This window comes from Ignavibacteria bacterium (genome assembly GCA_041649015.1).
In the GTDB taxonomy this organism is placed as follows: domain Bacteria; phylum Bacteroidota; class Ignavibacteria; order Tepidaquicellales; family Tepidaquicellaceae; genus CAIKZJ01.
Genome location: JBAZNU010000005.1, coordinates 231,983 through 257,015, shown reverse-complemented (window position 1 = coordinate 257,015; position 25,033 = coordinate 231,983). Strand labels below are relative to the sequence as shown.

19 protein-coding genes are annotated in these 25,033 nt (G+C 34.7%); 7 read left to right on the top strand and 12 right to left on the bottom strand.

All coding sequences use genetic code 11. The features are described 5' to 3' along the window. The 8 genes from WC644_10250 to WC644_10215 all read right to left on the bottom strand — a co-directional run bounded on the left by WC644_10250 (position 1) and on the right by WC644_10215 (position 9,109). The gene (locus tag WC644_10250; GenBank protein ID MFA5012318.1) at positions 1-927 is read right to left on the bottom strand and encodes an ABC transporter permease; all 927 of its coding nucleotides are present in this window, start codon (positions 925-927) and stop codon (positions 1-3) included. Between the two features lie 103 nt (positions 928-1,030). Next, complete coding sequence (locus WC644_10245; GenBank protein ID MFA5012317.1) at positions 1,031-2,521, bottom strand: ABC transporter ATP-binding protein; 1,491 nt, start codon at positions 2,519-2,521, stop codon at positions 1,031-1,033. Positions 2,522-2,524: 3 nt separating this feature from the next. Then, positions 2,525-3,727 carry a glycosyltransferase family 4 protein gene (locus WC644_10240; GenBank protein ID MFA5012316.1) on the bottom strand — a complete coding sequence of 401 codons (1,203 nt, stop codon included), beginning with the start codon at positions 3,725-3,727 and terminating at the stop codon, positions 2,525-2,527. Between the two features lie 33 nt (positions 3,728-3,760). Beyond that, entirely contained in the window at positions 3,761-4,927 is a 1,167-nt protein-coding gene (locus WC644_10235; protein MFA5012315.1) for a DegT/DnrJ/EryC1/StrS family aminotransferase, read from the bottom strand. Between the two features lie 11 nt (positions 4,928-4,938). Further along, complete coding sequence (gene rfbC / locus WC644_10230; protein MFA5012314.1) at positions 4,939-5,511, bottom strand: dTDP-4-dehydrorhamnose 3,5-epimerase; 573 nt, start codon at positions 5,509-5,511, stop codon at positions 4,939-4,941. 120 nt (positions 5,512-5,631) lie between these two features. Further along, a complete protein-coding gene (gene xerD / locus WC644_10225) occupies positions 5,632-6,564 on the bottom strand; it encodes a site-specific tyrosine recombinase XerD (GenBank protein ID MFA5012313.1) in 933 nt (310 codons plus the stop codon). After that, positions 6,542-8,782 carry an HDIG domain-containing metalloprotein gene (locus WC644_10220; protein ID MFA5012312.1) on the bottom strand — a complete coding sequence of 747 codons (2,241 nt, stop codon included), beginning with the start codon at positions 8,780-8,782 and terminating at the stop codon, positions 6,542-6,544. The genes xerD and WC644_10220 overlap by 23 nt, the downstream gene beginning before the upstream one ends. A gap of 24 nt (positions 8,783-8,806) precedes the next feature. Next, positions 8,807-9,109: a hypothetical protein gene (locus WC644_10215; GenBank protein MFA5012311.1), complete on the bottom strand. Its 303-nt coding sequence runs from the start codon at positions 9,107-9,109 to the stop codon at positions 8,807-8,809. Between the two features lie 124 nt (positions 9,110-9,233). Here WC644_10215 and WC644_10210 point away from each other — a divergent pair, with 124 nt between their 5' ends. The 4 genes from WC644_10210 (at position 9,234) to WC644_10195 (ending at position 15,840) form a co-directional block, all read left to right on the top strand. Further along, positions 9,234-11,336, top strand: coding sequence for a thioredoxin domain-containing protein (locus tag WC644_10210; protein ID MFA5012310.1), 2,103 nt, complete (start codon positions 9,234-9,236; stop codon positions 11,334-11,336). Between the two features lie 2 nt (positions 11,337-11,338). Further along, complete coding sequence (locus WC644_10205) at positions 11,339-13,588, top strand: aconitate hydratase (protein MFA5012309.1); 2,250 nt, start codon at positions 11,339-11,341, stop codon at positions 13,586-13,588. Between the two features lie 657 nt (positions 13,589-14,245). Beyond that, positions 14,246-15,226 (top strand): site-specific DNA-methyltransferase, encoded by a 981-nt coding sequence (locus WC644_10200; protein MFA5012308.1) that lies wholly within the window; start codon positions 14,246-14,248, stop codon positions 15,224-15,226. Then, positions 15,223-15,840 carry a BglII/BstYI family type II restriction endonuclease gene (locus tag WC644_10195; GenBank protein MFA5012307.1) on the top strand — a complete coding sequence of 206 codons (618 nt, stop codon included), beginning with the start codon at positions 15,223-15,225 and terminating at the stop codon, positions 15,838-15,840. Before WC644_10200 ends, WC644_10195 begins: the two co-directional genes overlap by 4 nt. Before the next feature lie 327 nt (positions 15,841-16,167). On the opposite strand, the gene WC644_10190 is transcribed toward WC644_10195, so the two are convergent. Both WC644_10190 and WC644_10185 read right to left on the bottom strand, forming a co-directional pair. Further along, positions 16,168-18,267 (bottom strand): YCF48-related protein, encoded by a 2,100-nt coding sequence (locus WC644_10190; GenBank protein MFA5012306.1) that lies wholly within the window; start codon positions 18,265-18,267, stop codon positions 16,168-16,170. Positions 18,268-18,457: 190 nt separating this feature from the next. Beyond that, a complete protein-coding gene (locus WC644_10185) occupies positions 18,458-20,635 on the bottom strand; it encodes a PAS domain-containing sensor histidine kinase (GenBank protein MFA5012305.1) in 2,178 nt (725 codons plus the stop codon). A gap of 327 nt (positions 20,636-20,962) precedes the next feature. Here WC644_10185 and WC644_10180 point away from each other — a divergent pair, with 327 nt between their 5' ends. Continuing rightward, entirely contained in the window at positions 20,963-21,307 is a 345-nt protein-coding gene (locus WC644_10180; protein ID MFA5012304.1) for a rhodanese-like domain-containing protein, read from the top strand. Between the two features lie 58 nt (positions 21,308-21,365). Here the strand turns inward: WC644_10180 and WC644_10175 are convergent, their stop codons facing one another. Then, positions 21,366-21,791 (bottom strand): 6-carboxytetrahydropterin synthase, encoded by a 426-nt coding sequence (locus WC644_10175; GenBank protein ID MFA5012303.1) that lies wholly within the window; start codon positions 21,789-21,791, stop codon positions 21,366-21,368. A gap of 224 nt (positions 21,792-22,015) precedes the next feature. Here WC644_10175 and WC644_10170 point away from each other — a divergent pair, with 224 nt between their 5' ends. Together WC644_10170 and bla are read left to right on the top strand one after the other, a co-directional pair. Next, positions 22,016-22,294 carry a serine hydrolase gene (locus WC644_10170; protein MFA5012302.1) on the top strand — a complete coding sequence of 93 codons (279 nt, stop codon included), beginning with the start codon at positions 22,016-22,018 and terminating at the stop codon, positions 22,292-22,294. A 9-nt stretch (positions 22,295-22,303) separates the two neighbouring features. After that, positions 22,304-22,903, top strand: a complete 600-nt coding sequence (gene bla / locus WC644_10165) for a class A beta-lactamase (protein MFA5012301.1) — start codon at positions 22,304-22,306, stop codon at positions 22,901-22,903. 13 nt (positions 22,904-22,916) lie between these two features. Here bla and WC644_10160 read toward each other — a convergent pair whose 3' ends face one another. Further along, positions 22,917-25,025, bottom strand: a complete 2,109-nt coding sequence (locus tag WC644_10160) for an acetate--CoA ligase family protein (GenBank protein MFA5012300.1) — start codon at positions 25,023-25,025, stop codon at positions 22,917-22,919. Positions 25,026-25,033 lie beyond the last annotated feature (8 nt).

Genomic DNA, 25,033 nt, shown 5'->3' with positions numbered 1-25,033 from the left:
TTATGACTCTTTAAGATAATAAATTTTAACAAGCCTATCAAAAGAAAGTATTGATAAAATCACGAGTGCCTGAAAAACGAGCATAATTTCTTTGGGAACGATAGTATTAACTGCCAAGCCACCATAGTCCATAACTCCAAAAAGCAAAGAAGTAAATATTATTCCTATTGGATTATTTTTCGCAAGAAGAGTAACGGCGATAGCTGTAAAGCCAATATTGTTAGAAAAACCATATTCATAGTAGCTCTTATAACCGAAAACAAAATTCAGACCTACAAGAGAAGTAATTCCAGCTCCAATCATAAAACTGATTACAGTCATTCTATCGGAATTAATCCCAAGGTATTTTGAGGCTTTTGGATTAAGACCAACAGCACGAAGTTTGTAACCAAATCTTGTTTTATAAAAAATTAAATGCGTTACTAAGGCAAGAATGATAGCAAATATGAAAGTAAGATTAACAGAAGAGCCCTGAAAAATTTCAAAATAGTTTGACAATTGCGGTATGCTTACGTAATCGAGAATCTTTTCAGTTCTGACAGTTGACTTAACAGCAAGAAATTCTATAAGAAGATAATTAATTAAAGCCAGTGAAATAAAGTTTAGCATAATAGTAGTTATTACTTCACTCACACCCCGTTTAATTTTTACATAAGCGGGAATGAGACCCCAGAATGCGGAGAGAAGAAAACCACAAATTATTGCAACAGGAACCACAAGCAAGCCGAGCGAATCATCGAAGACATAGGCTACTATGCTCATTCCAAAAACACCGAGATTTAACTGACCTTCGGCACCAATATTAAATAATGAAGCCTGGAAACAGAAAGCTAATCCGCAGCCGACGATTATAAGCGGGGTCGCTTTAAACAATGCCTGTCCAATTCCATATCCCGTACCAAATACTTCAGTGAACATTGTTTCCATAACAAAGAAGGGATCCCTTCCTACAAAAAACAGGAAAATGAAAAGTATAAATAAAGTAGCAATTAACGAAATTGAAATTGATAGTATATTCGCTTTTAAATTTTTAGACAATGTTGACTCCTATCATTGCTTTACCTATGTTCCTCAGGACCTCGTGACGTTTTATACTGCCTTCTTCAAAATCCTTTCTTTTAAATTCATTCCCTATCCTGCCTTTGTACAGTACACCAATTTTATCAGAAAGATAAAATGCTTCATCAAGGTCAGATGTTATGATGAGTATAGCTTTTCCTTTATTTTTCTGCTGGAGAATAATCTTATGTAAATATGCTGTAGCATTAATATCCACTCCGCGAGTTGGATGAACGAAAACAATTGTATTGCAGTCAAGTTCAATCTCTCTCCCAAAAATTACTTTCTGCTGATTACCACCTGATAAAGAATCGAGAGGTGCGGTTAATGACGGTACCCTTATATCGTATTTTTCAACTATTGATTTTGAAGACTCGATTATCATATTCGAGGTTATGACAAAATTTCTCCCATTCCTAAGAATAACATTTTCACCAATATTAAACTCCTTAATCATTCCCTTTTCAATTCTGTCATCGGGGACGAGTGATATCGCTTCATATTCTAAAAATATTTCGCCATGAGATTTGTGAGCAATCCCAACTATTAATTCTACTATCTCGCTTTGTCCGTTTCCCTCAACGCCGCATATGGAATATATCTCACCTCCATGTACCTGAAAATTGAGTTCATTAATTAATTCAATATCATCCTTTTTATAAACAACATTCTCAAATTTCAAGAATGGTCTTTCACTAAAACTATCAGTTCTTTTATCAACAGTATGGTCAGAATCAATTTCACCAACAATTTGTTTACTTAAAACAGTAAGGTCAATATCGTTTCTATCGACCTCATAAACAACTTTTCCTTTCCGAAGAACTGTTACCCTGTCAGCAAGCTCCTTAATTTCGTTTAACTTATGAGTAATAAGAATAATTGACTTACCTTCATCTTTAAATTTACGAACAATTTTGAAAAACTCTTTAACTTCAACGGGAGACAATACTGCAGTAGGTTCATCAAAAATCAGAATATCTGATTTTCTATAAAGAAGTTTTAGAATTTCAATTTTTTGCTTTTCACTTATGCTTACTTGGCTTATCTTTTTATCGAGTCTGACACCAAGATTGTATTTTACAATCAGGTCAAAAAGATTTTTTCTTGCTTCATCAAGGTTAAGAAATCCATAATTTGAGACTTCGTCACCAAGAATTACATTCTCCAAAGCTGTAAAATCATCAATAAGCTCAAAATGCTGATGCACCATACCGATACCACTTTTTATTGCATCAAGGGGATTTTTGAATGATACTTTGGTACCGTTTAGAAGAACATTTCCGGAATCCGGCTTATAGATTCCGAAAAGAATTTTCATAAGGGTTGTTTTCCCTGCACCATTTTCTCCGATTATAGAATGGACTGTGTTCGGCTTTATACAAAAGGATACATCATCATTGGCAAAAAAATTGTCAAACTTCTTACTTATGTTCTTAAATTCTATAACGGGATATGCTTCCAAACTTCAATCCAGATTCTCAGTAATATTCATTTCTTCCGTAACCGGATCTTTTTCATATACTTCAATCATTTTATTTGTGACAGAAATCCAGTTTATCTTGCCAATTTGTGAGAATTCTTTCACACCTTCCGACAACTCATTAATTTTTGATTCGTTATTGCAAAGATAATAAATGTGGTCGGCAAGTTCATCAACGTCTCCATTCCTGAATAGCATACCTGTTTTACCGTTTATTACGATTTCAGGAATACCGCCAATAGACGAAGCTATGACGGGTTTATTAAAATTGTAAGCTGTCATTAATACACCGCTAAAAGTTGCGTCTCTGTAGGGTAGAATTACAAACTTAGAATTTTTAATCAATTGAACCAATTCTGATGGAGTTATGTACCTGTTCAGACAGATAACTTTATCTTTGCCCTGAATTTCCTCAGGAATTCTTCCTTCGCCAGCAATAACGAGTTTGTGCTCGTTAAGCTCGTACTTTACCCTATCAAAGGCATCTATCAGTACATCAAGACCCTTGTATTTTTTAATTCTGCCAATGAATAAAATGAAATTTTCAGGAAGCTTTATTTTCTTTGGTTTGAATGAATTATATACATCGTATACACCTGAGTAAACGGCATCAACATTATCCCCATTGACATCGAAATACTTTATGAATTCATTTTTAAGAAAATTGGAATGCTGCACATGACAAATATTAAATTTAGAATACATTTTATTCATAAGGTCACCTGAATAGTTCTCATCTCCTGTATGAATTTTGTAATCATGCAGAGACCATACTTTCTTGTTTATCTTAAAATATTTCAGCATAAACAGCAGGAAACCAGAAGCACCGTCAAAATGTACAACATCAAACGATTCATTGTTAATTGTTTTAGAAGATTCTTTTATAATTCTGTAATTTTTTAATCCTTCTTTATTATGAATAAAATAGTTGCTTGGTGTTTTAAGAATCCATAACCTAAAAGAGCCCTCAAAATAATTAATAATTTCATCAGGCAGGTATTTAATTACCTCTGTTTTATTCGTTATAATTCCGTTCGGTACATTCCTTAAATCTATGTCAAGAACACCATGCCTTACTTTATCGCCAGTTACAACCAGCAACACCGTAACATCAGATTTTTCAGATAAATGTTTTGATAATGATAACACACTGTCGGGATTACCAAACACTGTAATTAGTACTTTCATAAAATATTATTCCTCAACAATAAGATTGTTCAATTAAAACTTGTATTCTTTTATTTTATTTGTAATAAACTCAATTTCCTCTGTCTTTATCGATTGATACAAGGGAAGAGTCACGGTACAACAATCAGCAATATAAGAATTCATAAATTTAGTTTTTTCTAACTTATATTTCTTTCTGTAATATTCCAGTGTATGCACAGCATGGGTTCCGGGTCGAGTAGAAATACCATTACCAGACAGATATTCCATGAATTCATTTCTCTTTTTATTAATATCAAGTATGTTCATTTCAGTTTGAACCTCAGGTTTGAACAAACATACATACGACTGGAAACCGTGCTTAAGATCTTTTCCGCATGAAGGAAGAATTAACCAATCTATTCCTTTTAATAATTCAGAATATATATCTGCTATTTCTCTCCTCCTTCTACAAATCGAATCAGCTCTTTGCATCTGTGAGAGCCCCAGAGATGCTTGAATGTCAGTCATTCTGTAATTATACCCGAGGTGCTTAAATTCAGGCAGTAAATACGGCTTATTCCCTTCATGCCTTTGAAGGTCGGAGGCAGAAGCACCATGATCGCGGAGACTCCTCAATAAATCTGCAATTTCCGGTTTATTGACTGTCAACATTCCGCCTTCCCCAGTTGTAATAGCTTTTCTGGGATGGAAACTAAAACAACCAAAATCACCAAAATTACCTGTATGAACATTCTTGTAAAAAGCACCAAAACCACAGGCAGAATCTTCAATTACTTTCAAACCATGTTTTTTAGATATCTCCAATATACTTTTCATCTCTGCAGCAAGACCGAAAAGATGCACGGGAATAATTGCTTTAGTATTTGCCGTTATAAGATTATTAATCTTTGAAACATCAATATTATAAGTTGTAATATCTATATCACAAAAAACGGGTTTTGCTCCAACATACTCAACAGCGTTTACCGTAGCAATCCATGTGAATGAGGGTAAAATAACTTCATCCCCTCTTTTAACACCAGCGGCTAACAAAGCGAGGTGGAGTGCGGTTGTGCAACTTGATACAGCGACGGAATAGGGAGATCCAGTGAATTTACACCAAATATCTTCGAATTCTTTCACTACCGGACCTTGCACAACCCAACCCGATTCGAGAACTTGTTGGACACTGATTAGATCCTGCTCAGTAAATTCAGTTTTTGCTATAGGTATTTTCATTGAAGAACATATTAAACGGGAAGAATATCTTCAGGATTCATTGACTTTTTACTAAACTCTGCGAAAGTTGAAAGTTTTTTGTCTTTTTCGGATAAAATTGGATTTTCAACCGGCCATGATATATTCAAATCCTTATCATTCCAGATAATTCCGCCGTCATAATCCTTATTATAAAAATTATCCGATTTATATACTACTTCACTTAGTTCACTCTGGGTGCAGAAACCGAATGCAAAACCTTTTGGCAGAAAAAGCATTTTTCTACTTTGCTCATTAAGTTCGACGGTATCCCATTTACCGTAAGTGTTGAAATTCTTTCTCAGGTCAACATAAACACTGTAAACAGAGCCTCTTGTGCATCTTATTAATCTGCATTCATCGAAAGGAGGGAACATCATGCTAAGACCTCTCAAGATTCCTCTCTTTTCATTCCGGACATGGAACTCCTGAACCCAATCTCGCTTTAACCCAAAATATTCAAATATTTTTGAATCATAAGATCTCATCAGGAATCCTCGCTCATCATTTTGTGTAGACAATGTGATTTCAAAAACACCTTTTAATTTTTTCTCAATAATATTCATTATCAATGCTTATTAATATAATAATATAACTCAAGTATAAATTTTTAATTATTACAAGTTAAATATTTACAGTTCTATTTTCAAGATTGTAATTAATTAAAATGAAATTAAGTAAATCTATTAACCACGCGGATGATATGTCCTGTGGACTTCAATAAGATATTCTCTGTCTATATGCGTATATATTTGCGTAGTAGAAATATCGCTATGACCCATCATTTCCTGTATTATTCTGATATCAGCTCCGCCTTCAAGCAAATGAGTTGCAAAAGAATGCCGTAGTATATGCGGGTGAATTTCCTTTTTTATTCCTGCAAGTTTGGAATATTTTGAAATTATATTCCAGACCGCCATTCGGGACAAACATCTGCCCCTGAAATTAAGAAATACAAAATCATCTGAATAGGGTTTGTTAAAATATGGCCGGCTTTTTTCCATATAGACATTAATATATTTTAAAGCAGAGCTTCCAATCGGGACAATTCTTTCTTTTGATCCCTTACCAAAAATACGAAGTATCCCGTCGCTGCCGTAAATGTCATTAATTTTAAGGTTTGTAAGTTCACTTACTCTTAGACCTGATGCATACATTGTTTCCATAATAGCCCGATCTCTACATTCATATTTATCTGAAGTACCGGCTTTGCTGAACATAATGTCTATTTCCTGAATAGTGAGTACTTCAGGAAGGTTCCTTGATATTTTTGGTGTATCGATAATATCAGTAGGATTTACTTCAATATACTTTTCAATTAATAAGTATTTAAAGAATGATTTCAAGGAAGAAATAAAACGGTTTATTGATTTAGAGGAATAATAATCCCCTTTTTTACTTTTCAGGTTTCTGAGATTATAAATGTAGGATTCGATAATTTTATCGTTTACACATTTAATATCATTTATATCGTGTTTTTCTTCAATAAATCGGAAAAAGTTTCTGAGGTCGAACAGATAGTTAAAAACAGTATTCTCTGAAAGTGATTTTTCTAATCTGAGATAATTAACAAACTGTTTTCTATAAAAATCTAAATTACTCATCTTTCTTTTTCTCATCAGGATATTTAATCCTTTGATGATAGATACCAACTAATATTTTTAGAAAACTTTTCTTGATTAATGTAAGGTCTCTTAACGTCAGTTCACATTCATCTAACTCACCTTCAATAAATCTTTTCTTTATAATCTCATCAATTTTATCTTCGAGCTTCTTAGGAGTCGGGTCTTCAATGACTTTTGTAGCTGCTTCGGTTGTATCAGCCAGCATAGCTATTGCGGTTTCTTTAGTCTGCGGTTTGGGTCCCGGATACCTGTAAATATAGTCAAGAACATCTTCCCTATCAGGGATTACGAAACTTTTCGCTTTATTGTAGAAAAAAGAGACCAATGTAGTGCCGTGATGCATAGGTATAAAATCGATTACTTCCGGTGGCAGTTTATGCTTTTTAGCAAACTCAATTCCTTCCTTAACGTGATTAATAATCACTCTTGCACTAAGGTTAGGATTCAGGGTTTCATGTTTATTCACTCTTTCAAGTTGATTTTCGACGAAGAAATCGGGTTTAGCAATCTTACCAATATCATGATAGTAACAACCGACACGAGCAAGAATCCTGTTAGCACCGATGGATGCAGCTGCTTCCTCAGCAAGATTTCCCATTACAACGCTATGATGAAATGTACCGGGTGCTTTTGTGGATAATTCCCTAAGCAAAGGCTGATTGAAATCAGCAAGCTCCAAAAGGGTAAGGTCTGTAGTAATTTTAAATACTCTTTCATAAAATATCAGCAATCCATATGCAATAACAGGAGACATTACAGCATTAACACCAATATACGCGATGTTAATTGCAATTTTTGTGAATCCCTCAGACCTATCAAGACCAACTGCAAGCACGGCTAAAATATATCCGCCGAGAATGAAGAAAAATGACCTGAAAATCTGTGATCTGTTTTTAATATCCCGCACACTATAAATAGCTAAAACTGAACCACAGAAAGAAATAAAAGCAATTGTATAATCCCCTCCCCGAATAGATGCCACAAGATAAGTTGTTATAACTATAACATAAAACGCAAGCCGTGAATCAAAAATAATAGTCAACAAAATTGAGGCAACAGAAATAAAGATCAGGTATTCAATCGGAGAGTTTACCTTTAACCTCATACTCATAAAAGCAAAGAAACAAACAAGAACAATCAAAGAACTTACAAGTGCAAGTTTTAAATTATTATCAAAAATATCTTTACGAAAATAAAACAGATAGAATCCTAAGATTACAATTAAAACAATTACCGAAAGTATTTTACCAACATACTGTGCAAAATAATCCTGAACACCAATTCTTTCGAGACGAACTTTTTTATAAGAATCAAGTTTTTGCTTCGAGAGTTCTGTTATTGGTTCATGTTTGCTAATGATTCTTTCATTTTCCTTTACAATACCAATAGTCTTAGGTATTTGCTCTATTCTATTTTGTATTTCAAGATTTGTCAGCTCCTCATTAAAGAATAAATTTTCTTTCAGAAGATTTCTTGCTATTTCAATCGCTATAAGACGAAGGTTACTATCTTCAATCGACTGTAAAGACTTTTTATCAAAAGCCTGATTGACCTCTTTCACGGTCATTACTTTGTCGGCAGATTCTATTTTCTGTAATTTACTGTCCGGTTTTTTAATTGATATTTTATTGGAATGCAGTTCATCACGTTTGAAGTTAATAATTTGATTCTTTGCGAGATCAATAAGCATTTTCTGCAGAGTACTTATATATTCGTTATAATCTTTTGTACCGTCTTTTATTTCTCCTTTGTATAATTTAATCAATTGATACCATTGTTCATCCGCCACATTAAGGTTCAAAAGAACTTTTGCTTGCGAGATGTAATTCTGATCGGCTTTTTCTTCTTTAATTTTTTCCTTTAAATAATTACTTAAGATATTCAGGTAGGATTTTATTGAGTCCCTTGTTTCATTAAAACTGCTTACAGTATCTATAAATACAGGAATTATATTGTTAGTCACATCTTTCTTTTCCTGCTCAAGAAGCTCATCATTTTTGTAAATTGGAAACGTGAATGTTGCTATCAGGTCTTCAGTAGACCAAATAGTTCCTACTTCATGGTCGGAATCTATAGTTCTGTAAGAAGGTAAGAACAAAGAAATAATTACAATTGTAACTACAATCAGGGTTATCTTAATACTTAAATCGGTAAGAGGGTTTGTTATACCCAGCTTTCTCCAAAGATTACCGGCAAAACCGTATCTTTTCATAATTTCATAATATTACAAATTGAACTAACCTTCTATTTCCTTTTTCGTCCTGTACTTGATTTTTTTATCAACTACCATTTCGCTGACCAGTTTAGAAAGCATTTCGTTGATTTCTTCGGATGCATTTTCTTCGAATTTTTCGAAATCAGATTCACTCGAGAAAAGGAAAATTTCCGTAAACTCATTTTGCTTTTTTGAATCTTCAAAGACCATGTATCTATCAATTCCGTCTTTAGCGTAATAAGCCTTTATTTTCCCGAGAAGATCAAGGTATTCTGCCCTCTTTTTCTCAAAAATTGAGTATTTTATCTCGAATAATATGTGCATAATAAGTAAATATTAATTTTTATAAAAATAATTAAGTAATACTTTAAAGTAAAGTTAATTCATTGAATTCGTTGAATTAATAAATATCTGTATATGTTGTGTTTATATATTGAATCAAAATAATATGCCTAAAAGACCAAATAACTTAATAAATGAGAAAAGTCCATATCTTCTGCAACATGCATACAATCCAGTTAACTGGTATGCATGGAATATTGAGACCATACAACTTGCTAAAACACATGACAAACCAATCTTTCTTTCGATAGGATATTCAACGTGTTACTGGTGCCATGTAATGGAAAGAGAATGTTTTGAAGATTTTGGCATAGCGGCGTTAATGAATGAGACGTTTGTAAATATTAAAGTTGACCGTGAGGAAATGCCGGAAATTGACAGAATATACATGACAGCACTTCAATCTATGACAGGTTCGGGAGGGTGGCCAATGAGTATGTTTTTAACACCGGACCTTAAGCCATTCTACGGAGCTACTTATATTCCGCCTAAATCCAAATACGGAAGGTCGGGATTTGAGGATTTGGTAAATCAAATAGCCGAACTATGGAAGCACAAGAAAAATGAAGTAATTAACAGTTCTGAAAAAATAATTACTTTATTAGATAACACATTAAAGGCAGAAGATAGGAAATTTGAGGAAGGGATATTTGACTCAGTATTCGTGCAATGCCTGAATCTTTACGATGAAGAATTCGGAGGATTTGGATCAGGGAATAAATTTCCAAGACCGGTGATTCTCGATTTTCTTCTCAAATATTATTATCATACAAAAGAAACAAAGGCACTGGATATGGTTACATTCACTCTTAAGAAAATGTATGAGGGAGGAATATTTGATAAATTAGATAAGGGATTTCACAGGTATTCAGTTGATAAATACTGGCGTGTGCCGCATTTTGAGAAGATGTTATACGATCAGGCACAAATATCGAACACATATTTTGATGCTTATTCACTCACAAAGGAGTTAAGTTTTTTAAGAGCAGGAAATGAAACGCTTGAATATGTTATGAATTTTCTTCTTGATAAAGATGGAGGGTTTTACTCGGCTGAGGATGCGGAGAGTGCGATTTCGCTCAAAGATCCTGATAAAAAGCAGGAAGGATATTTCTATCTTTGGGAAAAAGACGAGATAGAAAGTGTTATTGATAATGAGAATGCAGACGTATTTAATGAGTACTTCGGAATTCTGCATAAAGGCAATACAATATCTGACCCGCATAATATTTTCGGGTCAAAGAATGTTTTGTATAAGTCTGAGGATTTATCTGAAACTGCGAAGAGAAACGGCATCTCATACGAAGAGGCGGAAGATGTAATAACGAAAGCAATATCCAAACTTAAAGAGCACAGGAATAAACGTCCGCGTCCTTTTCTTGATAAGAAAATTATTACTTCATGGAATTCTCTGATGATTTCGGCATTTGTAAAAGGATATACGATAACAGGAAACAAAGATTACAAGCATGCTGCTGCAAGAGCCGTCAGTTTTTTAGTAAACAACTTGTATAACGAAAAGGAGGAGAAACTTTATCGCAGGTATATTCAGGGAGAGATTAAGTTTGAAGCAGGACTTGAAGATTACGCTTTTCTGATAAAAGCACTGCTTGATTTTCACAACATATCATTCAGCGGAAAACTCTTAACGATTGCGAAAAGACTTACGGAGCTTGCAATAACGAAGTTTTACGACAAAGAAGAAGGCGGTTTTTTTGATTCGGAAAAACGATATGATATAATACTGCGGACAAAAGAGGTATACGACGGTGCTGAACCTTCCGGTAATTCGGTTATGGCAGATAATCTAACACGATTGTTTACAATTTTCAAAGAAGACAGATATTATGAGCTTGCCGATAAGAGTTTTAAATTATTCTATTCAAAAGCGGAGAGTTCTCCATTTTCGAGCCCGCACTTTCTTTCATCACTCTTTAACTTTTTAAAATATAATACAAGTATTATATTGAGTGGAAATTTGCGTTCAGATTTATTTAACGAACTGCATTCAACTGTTATCAGGAAATATTTACCGAACAAGAATATAATTTATTTCAATAACATCTCGGCAAAATTAATACCTTATCTTAATGAAATAGTTAAAGATTATAAAACTGATAAGGTTTACATATGCGAAAATTTCAAGTGTAATTTACCCGTTTCAACAACTAACGAATTAAATAATTTATTAAATAAAATAAGGAATTAGATATGGCATTCGACAAAGAATTAGTAATGAATGTTTATAAAAATTTTAATAATAAAGTTTCAATAGCACGAAAGCGTTTAGGTAGAGGAATGACTTATACGGAAAAAATTCTGTACAGTCATCTATGGAATTCAGACTATACAGGACCTTTTGAAAGGGGTACTGATTTTGTTGATTTTAAACCCGACCGCGTGGCGATGCAGGATGCGACTGCTCAGATGGCACTTCTTCAGTTCATGTCGGCTAATATACCGAAAGTTGCAGTACCTTCTACAGTCCACTGTGATCACTTAATACAAGCCGAAGCAGGAGCTGCAAAAGATTTAAACAAAGCTGTTTCAGATAATAAGGAAGTTTATGATTTTCTTGAATCGGTCTCTGCAAAGTATGGAATCGGATTCTGGAAACCGGGTTCCGGAATTATACATCAAGTTGTTCTTGAAAACTATGCGTTTCCGGGAGGAATGATGATTGGGACGGATTCGCATACGCCAAACGCAGGCGGTCTGGGAATGGTAGCTATAGGCGTGGGCGGAGCTGATGCGGTTGACGTCATGGCAGGATTTCCATGGGAACTTAAGTTTCCGAAAATAATCGGAGTTAAATTAACGGGTATATTAAACGGATGGGCATCGCCGAAGGATGTTATATTGAAGCTTGCGGGAATACTTACTGTGAAGGGCGGTACGGGAGCGATAGTTGAATATTTCGGAGAAGGCACAAAGTCAATCTCCTGCACGGGTAAAGGAACTATCTGCAACATGGGTGCTGAAATCGGTGCAACAACTTCAATTTTTCCGTACGATGAAAAGATGTCGGAATATCTGAGAATAACGGGAAGAGAAGATATAGCGTCAGCGGCGGATGCGATAAAGGATAATCTTACGTCCGATGCGGGTTCGGAGAAATACTACGATAAAGTAATTGAGATAAATCTTTCAGAACTTGAGCCTTATATAAACGGACCTTTTACTCCAGACCTTGCACGTACAATATCAGAATTTAAGAATTCAGTAAAAGAGAACGGCTATCCTGAAGAGCTAAAAGTCGGACTTATCGGAAGCTGCACAAATTCTTCTTACGAAGATATGGAGAGGGCGGCATCTATAGCAAAGCAGGCGTTTGACTCGGGGCTGCGGGCAAAGTCGGAATTTGTAATCACACCCGGCTCGGAACAGATACGTGCGACGATAGAACGCGACGGACAGCTCGATTTGTTTACGAAAATCGGCGGAGTTGTTTTGGCTAATGCATGCGGACCCTGCATCGGGCAGTGGAAGCGGCATGATGTTAAAGACGGAGAAAAGAATTCGATTTTAACATCTTACAACAGAAATTTTTCGAAGAGAAACGACGGCAATATTGCAACGCATTCATTTGTAGCATCTCCGGAAATAGTTACTGCACTCGCACTATCGGGAAAAATTACTTTTAATCCTATTACCGACACGTTAATAAATTCAGAGGGGAAAGAGATAAAGTTATCGCCGCCTACCGGATTGGAACTTCCCGCAAAAGGCTTTGACAAAGGAAACTCAGGCTTTATACCGCCTCCGGAAGACGGCTCAAAGATTGAGGTTAAAGTGGAAAGAAGCAGCAGCCGGCTTCAGATACTTGAGGCGTTTAAGGCACCCGACCTTCTCAAAGATTTTTCAGACATGAGACTTCTTTTAAAAGCAAAAGGCAAATGCACGACCGACCATATTTCAATGGCAGGACCATGGCTGAAATTCAGAGGTCATCTTGATAACATTTCGAACAATATGTTTATAGGTGCGATAAACTTTTTCAATAACAGAATGAATTACGTTAAAAACTTTGTAACGGGCAGCTATGAGGATGTTCCAAAGACCGCCCGTGACTACAAAGCAAGCGGAATTCCATGGGTTGTAGTCGGCGAAGAAAACTACGGCGAGGGTTCATCGCGCGAGCATGCGGCAATGGAGCCGAGATTCCTCGGTGGTAAAGCGATAGTTGTAAAGTCATTCGCAAGAATACATGAGACAAACCTCAAGAAGCAGGGAATGCTTCCTTTGACATTCGCAAATCCTTCTGACTATGATTTGATTCTGGAAGATGACACTATCACGATAGACTTAAATAACTTTGCACCGGGTAATCAAATCAAAGCAGTTATTAATCACGGCGATAAAACACATAATGAAATATTTCTAAACCACACATTCAACGAACAGCAAATCGAATGGTTTAAAGCCGGCTCAGCATTAAACATAATTTCGAGTAACAAATAATTTTAAAACAAAAACACTCTGTCTTAAAAACAGGCAGAGTGTTTTCATAACAAAGATTATTGAACCAATAACCTTCCGGATTTTGTAAACCTCAATTTTTCGAATCGGGCATAGTCTTGACAATTCCAAATAAACTAAATAATTTGTACAGCAGAATACAAACCTGAACGTCCATAATCCGATTATGAAACGCAAGAGTCCGTGATCGAAGCAGCGGAACGCGAAATCGAAGCAGCTGAACGGGATTCTGATTGACCGGAATGCGATTATGAAGCACCCGACCCGAGAATTTGCTCAAAAATGAGGTTTTTTGGGGGGAAGCAAGTATACATCACTTTTAGCATTTTGGCATTTGACTAGTTAAAGTGTGGAAAAAATGAACAGAAATAATGTGTTTTCTGGACCATAAAAAATCGTACATTAGCTTGGAACTGAGACTTTCAGACAAGCAAAAATAAAATTTTTCAGAAAATGAAGATCTCATTTTAGGATGATTAAATATTTATATAATTATTATATTTAACTTAAAACGCTTCGTTTATGGAACATAAAAATGAAAAGAGATAATCGTGAGGAATTTTTTAATAATAGCTTCGGGAAATTAAAGCAGGAAACTTGTTGATTAAATTAAAATTGAAGTAAGGAAAATGAAATAATATGAAAGTTAAAGAACCTCTAATTGAATATATTAGTCCTGACATCACTCATCAGATTATTAATGGTGATAGCCTTACAGTTCTCAAAGGAATAGAAGATGAAAAATTTGACTTAATAATAACCTCACCTCCATACAATATAGGAAAATCATATGAAACAAAGACTAGTATTGAAAAGTACTTGATATCACAGGAAGAGATAATAAATGAACTTGTAAGAACTCTATCAGAAAATGGAAATATTTGTTGGCAAGTTGGAAATTATGTCAATAAAGGTGAAGTTTTTCCATTAGATATTTATTATTATCAAATATTTAAAAAACTTGGATTACAGCTTAGGAATAGAATTATTTGGCATTTTGGGCACGGGCTTCATGCTTCAAAAAGGTTTAGCGGGAGGTATGAAACTATATTGTGGTTCAGTAAAACAGATGATTACATATTCAATCTGGATAGTGTAAGGATTCCGGCAAAATATCCTGGAAAACTTTACTTCAAAGGAGAAAAAAAGGGATTGCCATCTGGAAATCCTCTTGGCAAAAATCCAAGTGACATTTGGGAGATAGTTGCTAATGATTGGGAATCAGCTATGTGGAATATACCAAATGTTAAATCAAATCATCCCGAAAAAACTGCGCATCCTTGTCAATTCCCCATTGAATTAGTTGAACGCTGTGTACTTGCATTGACAAACGATAGAAGCTGGGTTCTTGACCCTTTTGCTGGTGTAGGATCGTCGATAATTGCGGCTATTAAAAATAATCGAAATGCAATAGGAATTGAGAAAGAGATCGAATATTGTAAAATTGCTGACAAGAGAATTAAAGATTTTCAAGAAGGCAGTTTGAAAATCCGACCCATAAATAAACCGATTCATAAACCGACCGGTAACGATAAAGTTTCTCAGGTTCCAAAAGAGTGGATGCAACTTGAATTAAATGATGTTAACAGAAAATATAACGGAATTAATCATCAAAAATGAAAATAGCACAAAAATATTCTCATTTGAACGGAGAAGAATATCTAATTGTTCATCACAAAAAACTTTTCAAAGAAATCAAAGAGACTATTAAAAGCATTGATGCTTCAGAGTTTATTACAAAAGAAAGTAAGGAAAAAACAATGGCGGGAAAAATGCTTTATAGCCCAATTGGATTAAACAAAGCCTTTAATGAAAAATTAAATGAGCTAAATTGGAACGAAAGACGTTATCAATATTATATAACAACCGACCAGAAAATTTTACCAGAATTAATTCTTTTACCATATGATAAACAGAAAGAATTCTTGAATAAAAAGGGAATAAAAGAACCATTATCATCATACAAGCAAACGGACTTTGTGAAAGACCAGATAGCAGTTGAGGTTCAATTTGGTAAGTATGCTTTTGTAGCATTTGACTTATTTGTAAAACATTTACTTTTCTATTCAGGTGGAGTGATAAACCTTGGTATTGAAATTTTACCAACAAAGAAAATGCAATCAAATATGAGTAGCGGAGTTGCATATTACGAAGGCGAAGTTTACAATGTCCTAAGACACGGAAGAAATAATCCACCAGTTCCACTTCTAATTTTAGGAATTGAACAGGATTAAAAACGATTAACCGTAAACAATGGTTTACAAAATAAGGATTAGGTGGTTAGCTAAGATATGTAACCAGTTTTAACTTTTTGAAACTTAACAAGAAATCTCCCTCATCCATCAACCTTTTATATAAACACATTTACACTTTAACTTCCTTCATCAATGTTATTTATTATCTAACATCTCAAAATTGCATTCACAAAAACGATATAGTTCACACTCGTTTTATAAATCATATAATTAAAAATAAAAAGGCGGTCGAGTTGACCGCCTTTATTCGTTTCTGTTTGTTTCACTGTTAACTGTCGTAGATTCGCCGCGACAAATTCAACGCCCCTACTTCATCAAAATCATTTTTTTGGTTAGGGAATTGTTTTCTGACTGAAGTCTATAGAACAAAACTCCGGAAGGTATATATCCGTGTTCGGAAATATTAAATGTATATTCATAAGTACCTTCGCTCTGGGTTTGATTTACGAGGGCAGCCACTTCCCTTCCCATTATATCATAAACTTTTAAAGAAATAAAACCGCTCTTTGGTACGGTGTATCTAATTTTTGTCTGCGGATTAAATGGATTCGGGTAGTTCTGGCTTAAGCTAAAGCCGGAAGGTATTTCTGTTGAAATAATATTAATGCCGACAGTTCCGCCGCCGTCAATTGTTTTTATTATTGTCCCTTCATCGCCGACTATCCAACCTGTTGCGTGATTTACAAATTTTACTGATGTCAGGTATTTACCCGTGTAACCATTTTGTGAGAACCAATTGCTGCCGCCATTGGATGTCCAAAGGATTTTCCCCGCGGCACCTATTGCCCAGCCTGTACTTGAATTTGGAAAATGAATTGAGTTTAAATCGGATATAATTCCGGAATTTTGAGGTATCCATGATACACCGCCATTTGTTGACTTAGAAATTACTCCTGTTTCACCCGCTATCCAGCCTGTGTTTTCATTTGTGAAAAATAATGAATTTATATTGCTTGAAATGCCGAATGCAGCAAGAAACCAGTTCGAGCCGCCGTTTGTAGTTTTCCTTAACTGACCTGAGGATTCAGGAGCCCAGCCTGTATTTTGATTGATGAATTGAATTGCCCTTAGTGAGCCCGTTCCGCCGCTTATCTGCGAGACCCAGTTCAGACCTCCGTTTGTTGTTGCAATAATCAAACCGTTCTCTCCGCAAGCCCAGCCGTAGCTCGGGTTTAAGAAGAAAATTGAATTCACATTGCTTGATGTTTGTAAATTCCAGGTGAACCCGCCATCGGTTGTGTTTCTAATACCTGTTGAACTTGCAACCCACCCATTGAAAACATCTGAAAAATGGACTGCGTTAACTATGCCGGATATACCCGATAAGGCTGTCCAGTTATAACCGCCGTTAACTGTTTTTAAAACAGTACCGATACCTCCCGCGACGTAGATAACGCTTTCGTCGCCGATGCTGATTGATTTTAAATAACCTGATGTAATAATTTTTGATAACGACACCCAGTTCACACCTGAATTCGATGTACGGGTCATGTAACCGAGCTGTCCTGCACACACACCCTGGTTAATGTTAGCAAAACTGATTGATGACAGGGGCGTTTGTATTCCCATATCTTTAAGGTTCCAGACAGTTCCGGCATCGGTAGTATTATAGATTGAACCGTTATAACCGCAAGCGGAAGCATTGTAAAAATCATTCACGAAAACAGATAAAAGGTTATTAGTCGTGTTTGCATTTTGTATAATCCAATTCGCACCGCTATCATTTGTACGCAGAATAGTTCCATAATTTCCTGCCGCATAACCAACAGAACTATTTATGAAGTAAACAGAATTTAAAGTCTGGCCTGTCTGGCTGTTTTGCCAGTACCAATTTGAACCGCCATTGAAAGTATAAAGAATTGCACCGGCTGAACCGACTGTCCATCCCCAAAACGGGTCTGTAAAAGACACATCACTTAATGAGTAGATTGAAATAACTGATGCAAACCAGCTGTCACCTCCATCAGATGTTTTAAGAAAAAGTCCGTTTGCACCGACAATGAATCCGGTATTTGCGTTTACAAAGTTAATTGAATTTATGTTTGTATAGTTTCCGATGTTAAGTGATGTCCAGGTGAAGCCTCCGTTATAAGTTCTTAGAACTGTATTCGGGGCACCCATAACCCAACCCGTATTTTCATTAATAAAACAAATTGATTTAAGGTTTGTAGGGACTCCTGTAGAAAGAGGAAACCAGGTTGAACAACCATCAAGACTTTTAAGGACGGTACCATCCTGCCCGCAAGCAAAGGCAGTATTCGAGGTTACATACTGAATATCATTAATGTTATTCCCCTGCGGCAAAGGGTTTTGCCAAAACCATCCTGTTTGAGAAAATGATTCCGGGGTTAAGGCACATAATAAAAAGATTGTATAAATGAATATTATGGGCTTTACTTTATTCATATTTTTCATATAACTTATTCAATTTTAAAACAATAAATTCAATTTTCAAGTTACAAATCCTCTTTGAAATCAAGTTTAAGTGTGAATTATAAAAATTAGAAGTATTTATCATGTGAATTAAAAAGCAGGAATAAATTTCAATATAAGTATAAATGTATTTTTAGTTTAAACGGTTTTTGATTATAAACTTCTATTCTGATTCAAAAATAGTATCAGAAATTATATTATTTGTTTTTTCCGCAATAGTAATCGGCTCATTCTCTGTTCCGGGTAAGATAATTTTAAAAGTACTACCTTTTCCAACTTCACTATCAATAATTAACTCACCACCAAGTTTCTCTGTAAACTCTTCACATAGTAACAATCCAAGACCACTACTAGGTTCACCATCGGTACCTGTTCGTTTAGTATTAACAGAACTATTGAAAAGATTTTCAATAATATTATCAGGAATTCCAATACCTGAATCACTTATAGAAATCAAAACTTTATTACCATCTGTTTGTTCAGCTTTGACGATAATATTTCCTTCTTTTGGTGTAAACTTTACCGCATTCGTTCCAAGGTTTCTAATAATTCCGTTTAACATCCTTTCGTCAACGAATACTTCTAAATCATCTCGAATATCAGAAGAAAATTTCAGATTTTTTCTAACTGCTGACTCCTTTAATAATTCAAGATTCTTTTTGAGGCATTCCTTCAAATTGATTAATTTGGGTTCTACAGCTATCAATCCCCTTTTCATCGTTGACCACTCAAGAAGATTTTCGAGCAGACCATAAAGGTTTGCTGATGATTCTTTCATAAGTTTGACAAACTCATCAATTTCATCTTCAGACATCGATGATTTACGTTCATCCATCATTTTTGTTACATTCATGAAACTTCCTAGCGGTTCCCTTAAGTCATGAGCTATGATTGAAAAGAACTTATCCTTTTCCAGATTTATTTCCTGAAGATGTTCTTTGCTTTGCCGTAATTTCTCGGCGGCTATCTTACGCTGAGTGATATCGCTGATTATTCTATGATAATAATTCCTTCCGTTTATTTCGACAATACTCAGGTTTATGTCAGCGTAAAAAGTTGAATTGTCTTTTCGTTTTTGAAGCGATTCGTAAATTATACCTTCTTTTAGTTTATCTTCTTCCTCTTTGTTACCGTCAGGTATTTGTTCAGCCTCCGAAACCACAAAATCTTTAATCTTCATGCCAATAATTTCACTTCTGGTAAAACCATAAAGACTCAGAGCTCTTTCGTTAACGTCTCTAATGATAAGGTCATTATCAGAGAGAATCATCGCTACATTAGCATACTTCATAACTTTCTCATAATTCTTTGCTATACCAAGAATTCGTTTTTCTTCCTCGAGTTTCTGAATCTGCAAAGATTTTTTCCTGTTGTGCCATAACCACAACAGACCTGCGCCAAAAATGAAGAGAATAAACGCTGAGAAAAAAACCTGATTCCAAATACGTTCTTTTATCGGGGTATAAATTTCATCAACATCGATCTTATTAATCAAAATCCACGGAGAACCTTCAATTTGTCTTATGTCATTTAAAGTTCTGGAATTTTTATAATCAATACCTTCCGAAAATCCTCTTAGTCCTTTTGCGGCTTTCACTGATGTTATATATTCATTTTCATCGTTAATTTTGATTTTATACTTAAGAGCAGTATTATCTTTAAATCGAAAATTGTTCAGAAATACAACTGTGTTTTCAACTACAGTAAAAAGGATCGATTCAGTAGTTCTGCTAATAACAGGCCAATTATTTATTTCAGGAAATAGAAATTCATTGGGGTCAATCCTTAAAATTACGCCTCCTATCAATTCATTATCACTAAAAAACGGTGCAGCTACATCTAAATAAATTGAAGAATCACTATCAGCAATGAAGAGATTACTAATACTCGGATTTTTACTTAATATACTAATATTTACGTTTGACAATAATGTGCTGTCTAAGGATGCAATAGTGCTATCCAGAGATAATCTTACAGCACGATTTTTATCAAAAAGAATAAGGTTTTTGTAGTTAAAATATCTTTCATAAGATAACACCATTTTAACTACGGCATTTTTTAAATCATCATTTTCCGGATTTCTCAGCCAATTTTTATAAGCTAAAATTAAGCTTGAATTTTCCATCATAACTCCTGCATCACCGTATCTTTCATTTCTCCAAGATTGTACCCTTTTAACTTTTGAATCTGACAGGATACTTAGTTCACGGATTACTTGCTGATATCTTTCTTCGACATTTGATTTGTACGAAAAGAATCCATAAATAATAACTATTATTACAATAATTATATATGATCCGATTAATATTCGAGGTGATAATGAAAATAATTTTGTCTTCATCCCTTTAGTGACAGATAATTAAAGTATGTTTCCCTGATTGATTATAATACAATATGAGATTTTTTAACCTATTCCTATACTAAAGTAAGTAAATTCATGTAGATAATCAAGATTATTTTTTAGATTTCTATTTTAAAATTGTCTCAAAATATCTAAAAATAAATGTAAAAATTGAGTAAAAGATGTGGTTTTAAAGCAGAAATATTTTAAAAAAGTTAAATATCAAGTATAATTATTTCAATGTTTTGTAATTATTATGCATAATTTGCTGTTGATAGTAATAATACTTTAAAACCCAATAAAAACAAATTTAAAACTTAATTTCTGATGTTTAATTTTAATATTTTTCGTACGAATGAAGGTAACATTGATGTTGAGAAATTTGAGGAGCTTATCAAACAAAATTACACAGTAATTGATGTAAGGACACCTGAAGAGTATAAACAATCCAGAATTGACGGAGCGATGCTAATAAATTTCTATGATCCCACGTTTAAGAAGCGAGTTTACGAACTTGACAAAGACGGAAGGTATTTGATTTACTGCAGAAGTGGGAGTAGAAGTAAAAATGCTCTTTCATTGTTTAAACAAGCAGGAATCGAAAAGGCTTTTCACCTTGCAGGTGGAATTATTTCGTGGCATAGAGCCGGAAAGCTGATAGTAAACATATAGAAATACAAAAATCAAATCTTAAAAATAAATTTCTTTCCAGAATTCGCGATACTGCAAATTACTGCATTTTTAAGTTCATTTCAGCAAAAGAATTCGGGGTTTCAAATAACTTAACCGATATTTCGGTAATATTCCTAACTTTCTGTTTCTTAAATTCAAAAGCAATCTTTTCGGTAATATCTGAGCAGATATTTTCGACAGTTGCGAGATATTCGACAACAACCATTTTCATCTTGTGTTTTTTAAGAAATTCTAAAACCGGCTTATCTTTTGAATAAACGAGAAAACAGTGGTCAAGTTTTGAAAGTATCGGTTTGACTATTAATCCAAGGTCATAAAAGTCAATTATCATACCGTTAGGAAGAACTTCACCTGAAATCTCAACAACCATTCTATACGAATGACCGTGTATATTCCTGCAAAGACCTGTATGCTCCGGAAGTCTATGACCCATTTCCCATCTAAATTCTTTAGCTATTTTCATAATTACTTAATTTTTCTTAAATATATTTATTCTGGCAACTTAATTCTATTCAAAGTAGAGTATTTCTTTTAATTTTCAGTGATTCTTAATACAGAAATATTTATTTTTGTGCAATAAAAACAATTCAAAGCTATGAAAATGAAAAACAAATATATTGGAGTTTACTTCTACAAACTTATAACAAACGAATTCACACAAACAAAACGAATGCTCTTTATAAAATAATGATTAAAAAAATTATAATGACACTGGTAATGATACTATCTGTGTCAAAAGCTTTTTCTCAGACGGATATTCTGAAGGAAAATATCGATGAAATTATTTCGGGTAAACGTGCAGTCGTAGGTGTTGCAATCTGTTCTGAAGATGGTCTTGACACTTTATCTATCAAAGGTACAGAGAGATTTCCGATGCAAAGCGTTTATAAATACCATCTTGCCCTGACAGTCCTTAATCTCGTTGAAAAGGGAAAGATTCAACTTAAGGATAAAATTGTAATTTGAAAAGAAGACCTGCTTCCCTATTATAGTCCGCTCAGAGAAAAATATCCCGAGGGAAATGTCGAGTTGTCAATAGATGAGCTTATTCAGTATGCAGTATCTGAAAGCGATAATGTTGCATGTGACTTACTGTTCAGGCTTATTGGTGGACCAACTGTTGTGAATGATTTTTTACTTTCACTTGATATTAACGATATTTCAGTAGTTGCTACAGAAGAAGAAATGCATGAAAGCTGGGATATACAATACCGAAACTGGTCAACACCAAGGGCAGCTGCACAATTACTTTCGAAATTCAAAAACAAAAAGATACTAAATAGCACATATGAATATTTATGGAACGTAATGACTAAAACTAAAACAGGAGCAAAAAGATTAAAGGGACTTTTGCCTGAGAGAACGATAATCGCTCATAAAACAGGCACGGGACCTGAAAATAATGATGGTATGACGAGTGCAACAAATGATATCGGAATAATTACATTACCGAACGGTAACAGTTTTGCAATAGCAGTATTCGTCTCAGATTCTTATGAAACAATGGAAACCAATGAAGAAATCATAGCAAAAATATCAAGAGCTACCTACGATTACTTTCTTAATAAGAAATAGAATATCAGTGAATTTATCTTAGCTTTATTCTTGCATCAAGTATTTTCGACTTATTTCTGTTTGGTGAAAACACAAACGGATTTAAATCTATCTCAGAAAATTCGGGGAAATCAGTAACAAGCTGAGAAAGCTTAAGAAGATTCTCTTCAATGTATTCTATATCAACTGATTTCTTCCCCCTGATACCTTTAAGAATCTCGAAGCTCTTAATTGATTTAATCATAGACTGAGCATCTATATCGTTAAGAGGAGCAACTCTGAATTTAACATCTTTGAACACCTCAACAAATATACCTCCGAGACCAAACATGAGTAAATGACCTGCCTGTTTATCTTCAAAAGCACCGAGTATTGTCTCTACTCCGTCTTCAATTTTTGTAAAAGGCTGTAATATAAATCCTTCGAGCTTGCTATCAATCCCCTTCTCTTTCAATCCGGCAATAATTTTGCTCTCAACATTTAAAAGTTCCTCTTCATCCTGAATATTCAACGCAACACCGCCCACATCAGATTTATGCACAAGCTCTCTGCCGAATACTTTAGCAACAACCGGAAAACCTATTTGATTAGCATCATAGATTGATTGCTGAACATCTTTAGCAATTTTAGTTTCAACGATAGGCATTTTGTAATGATTCAAGATATCATATACATCATTAAAATCAAGATATACGTTACCTGTTTTGTATTTATTAATAATACTTTTGACACCTTTGCTGTTAACATTAAACTTCTTAATCGTTCCATACGGTACCTCCTTGTGCTTTTTGTATTTCAGCATTTCACCTATAGCCCAAGCTGCTTTCTCAGCGCTGTTGAATAAAGGAGGATGAACAGGTATAACTTTTGCAACTTCAGATATTATTTCATCCTGAGACATAACGACAACAATAGCACATTTGCCGCTTTTATTCGCAGCATCGCAAATATATTTTGTGATTTCGACAGTATCAAACATAAGAGGTGGACCAAGTATCAAAATACCAGCATCTACATTTTCATCTGCTAAAAGAATTTCTGTAGCCTTGCCGTAAACCTGAGCATTTGCAGGAGGAAGCAGGTCAACAGGATTGTTAACGGATGCTTCGGGAAGAACTATTTCTCTTAATTTATTCTTTGTGTTTTCAGAAAGATTCACAACATCGAGTCCGCATTTATCAGCTTCATCAACGGTAAGAATTGCCGGACCGCCTGCATTAGTAAGAATACCAACTCTATTTCCTTCAGGAAGTTTTGCTCTGTCAAAAGCTTTAGCAAGATTGAACATATCTTCAACGGAATCGACTCTAATAACGCCCGACTGTTCAAAAAGCGTCTGAGCAATAGTGTCAGCACTCGCGAGCGCTCCCGTATGAGACGAGGCAGCCTTCATACCCGCGGATGTTCTTGCTGCTTTTATAGCTATAACAGGTTTATGCTTAGTAACATCCCTGCATATATTCAGAAATTCTTTAGCGTCAGAGAAGGATTCAAGATATGCGGTAATAACACCAACATCTTTATTAGTTTTCCAGTATTCAATAAGGTCATTTTCCGAAACGTCAGCTTTGTTCCCGATACTAAGGAACTGAGAGAATCCGATATCAAACTTTTCAATAATCTTCAATACGGCTGCTCCAAGAGCTCCGCTTTGCGAGACAAATCCAATACCGCCTGCAACAGGAGTTCCTTTTATGAACGTCCCATTCATAAGTACATCATTCTTTGTGTTAATAATACCCATGCAATTCGGTCCAACCAAACGCATACCGTATTTCTTAACCTTTGAAATCAAATCCTGTTCAAGAGTAACACCCTCTTCACCTACTTCTTTAAATCCCGCGGTAATCACTATTACGGAATCAATATTCTTGTCTTTGCAATCATCAATAGCCTGTAAGACTAAATTCTTACCAAGCATAATTACTGCGAGGTCAACAACATCTTTAATGTCTGATAATGATTTATAGCATTTCAAATCATGAATAGTATCTGCTTTTGGATTAATAGGATAAAGTTTACCTTTATAACCAAATTTAAGCAAGTTACCAAGCAGTTCATACCCAAGAGTTCCTTCTTTTGAAGAAGCTCCAACAACGGCTATGGATTTCGGATAGAAGAATTTATTAAAGTCAGTATTCATAAGTATTA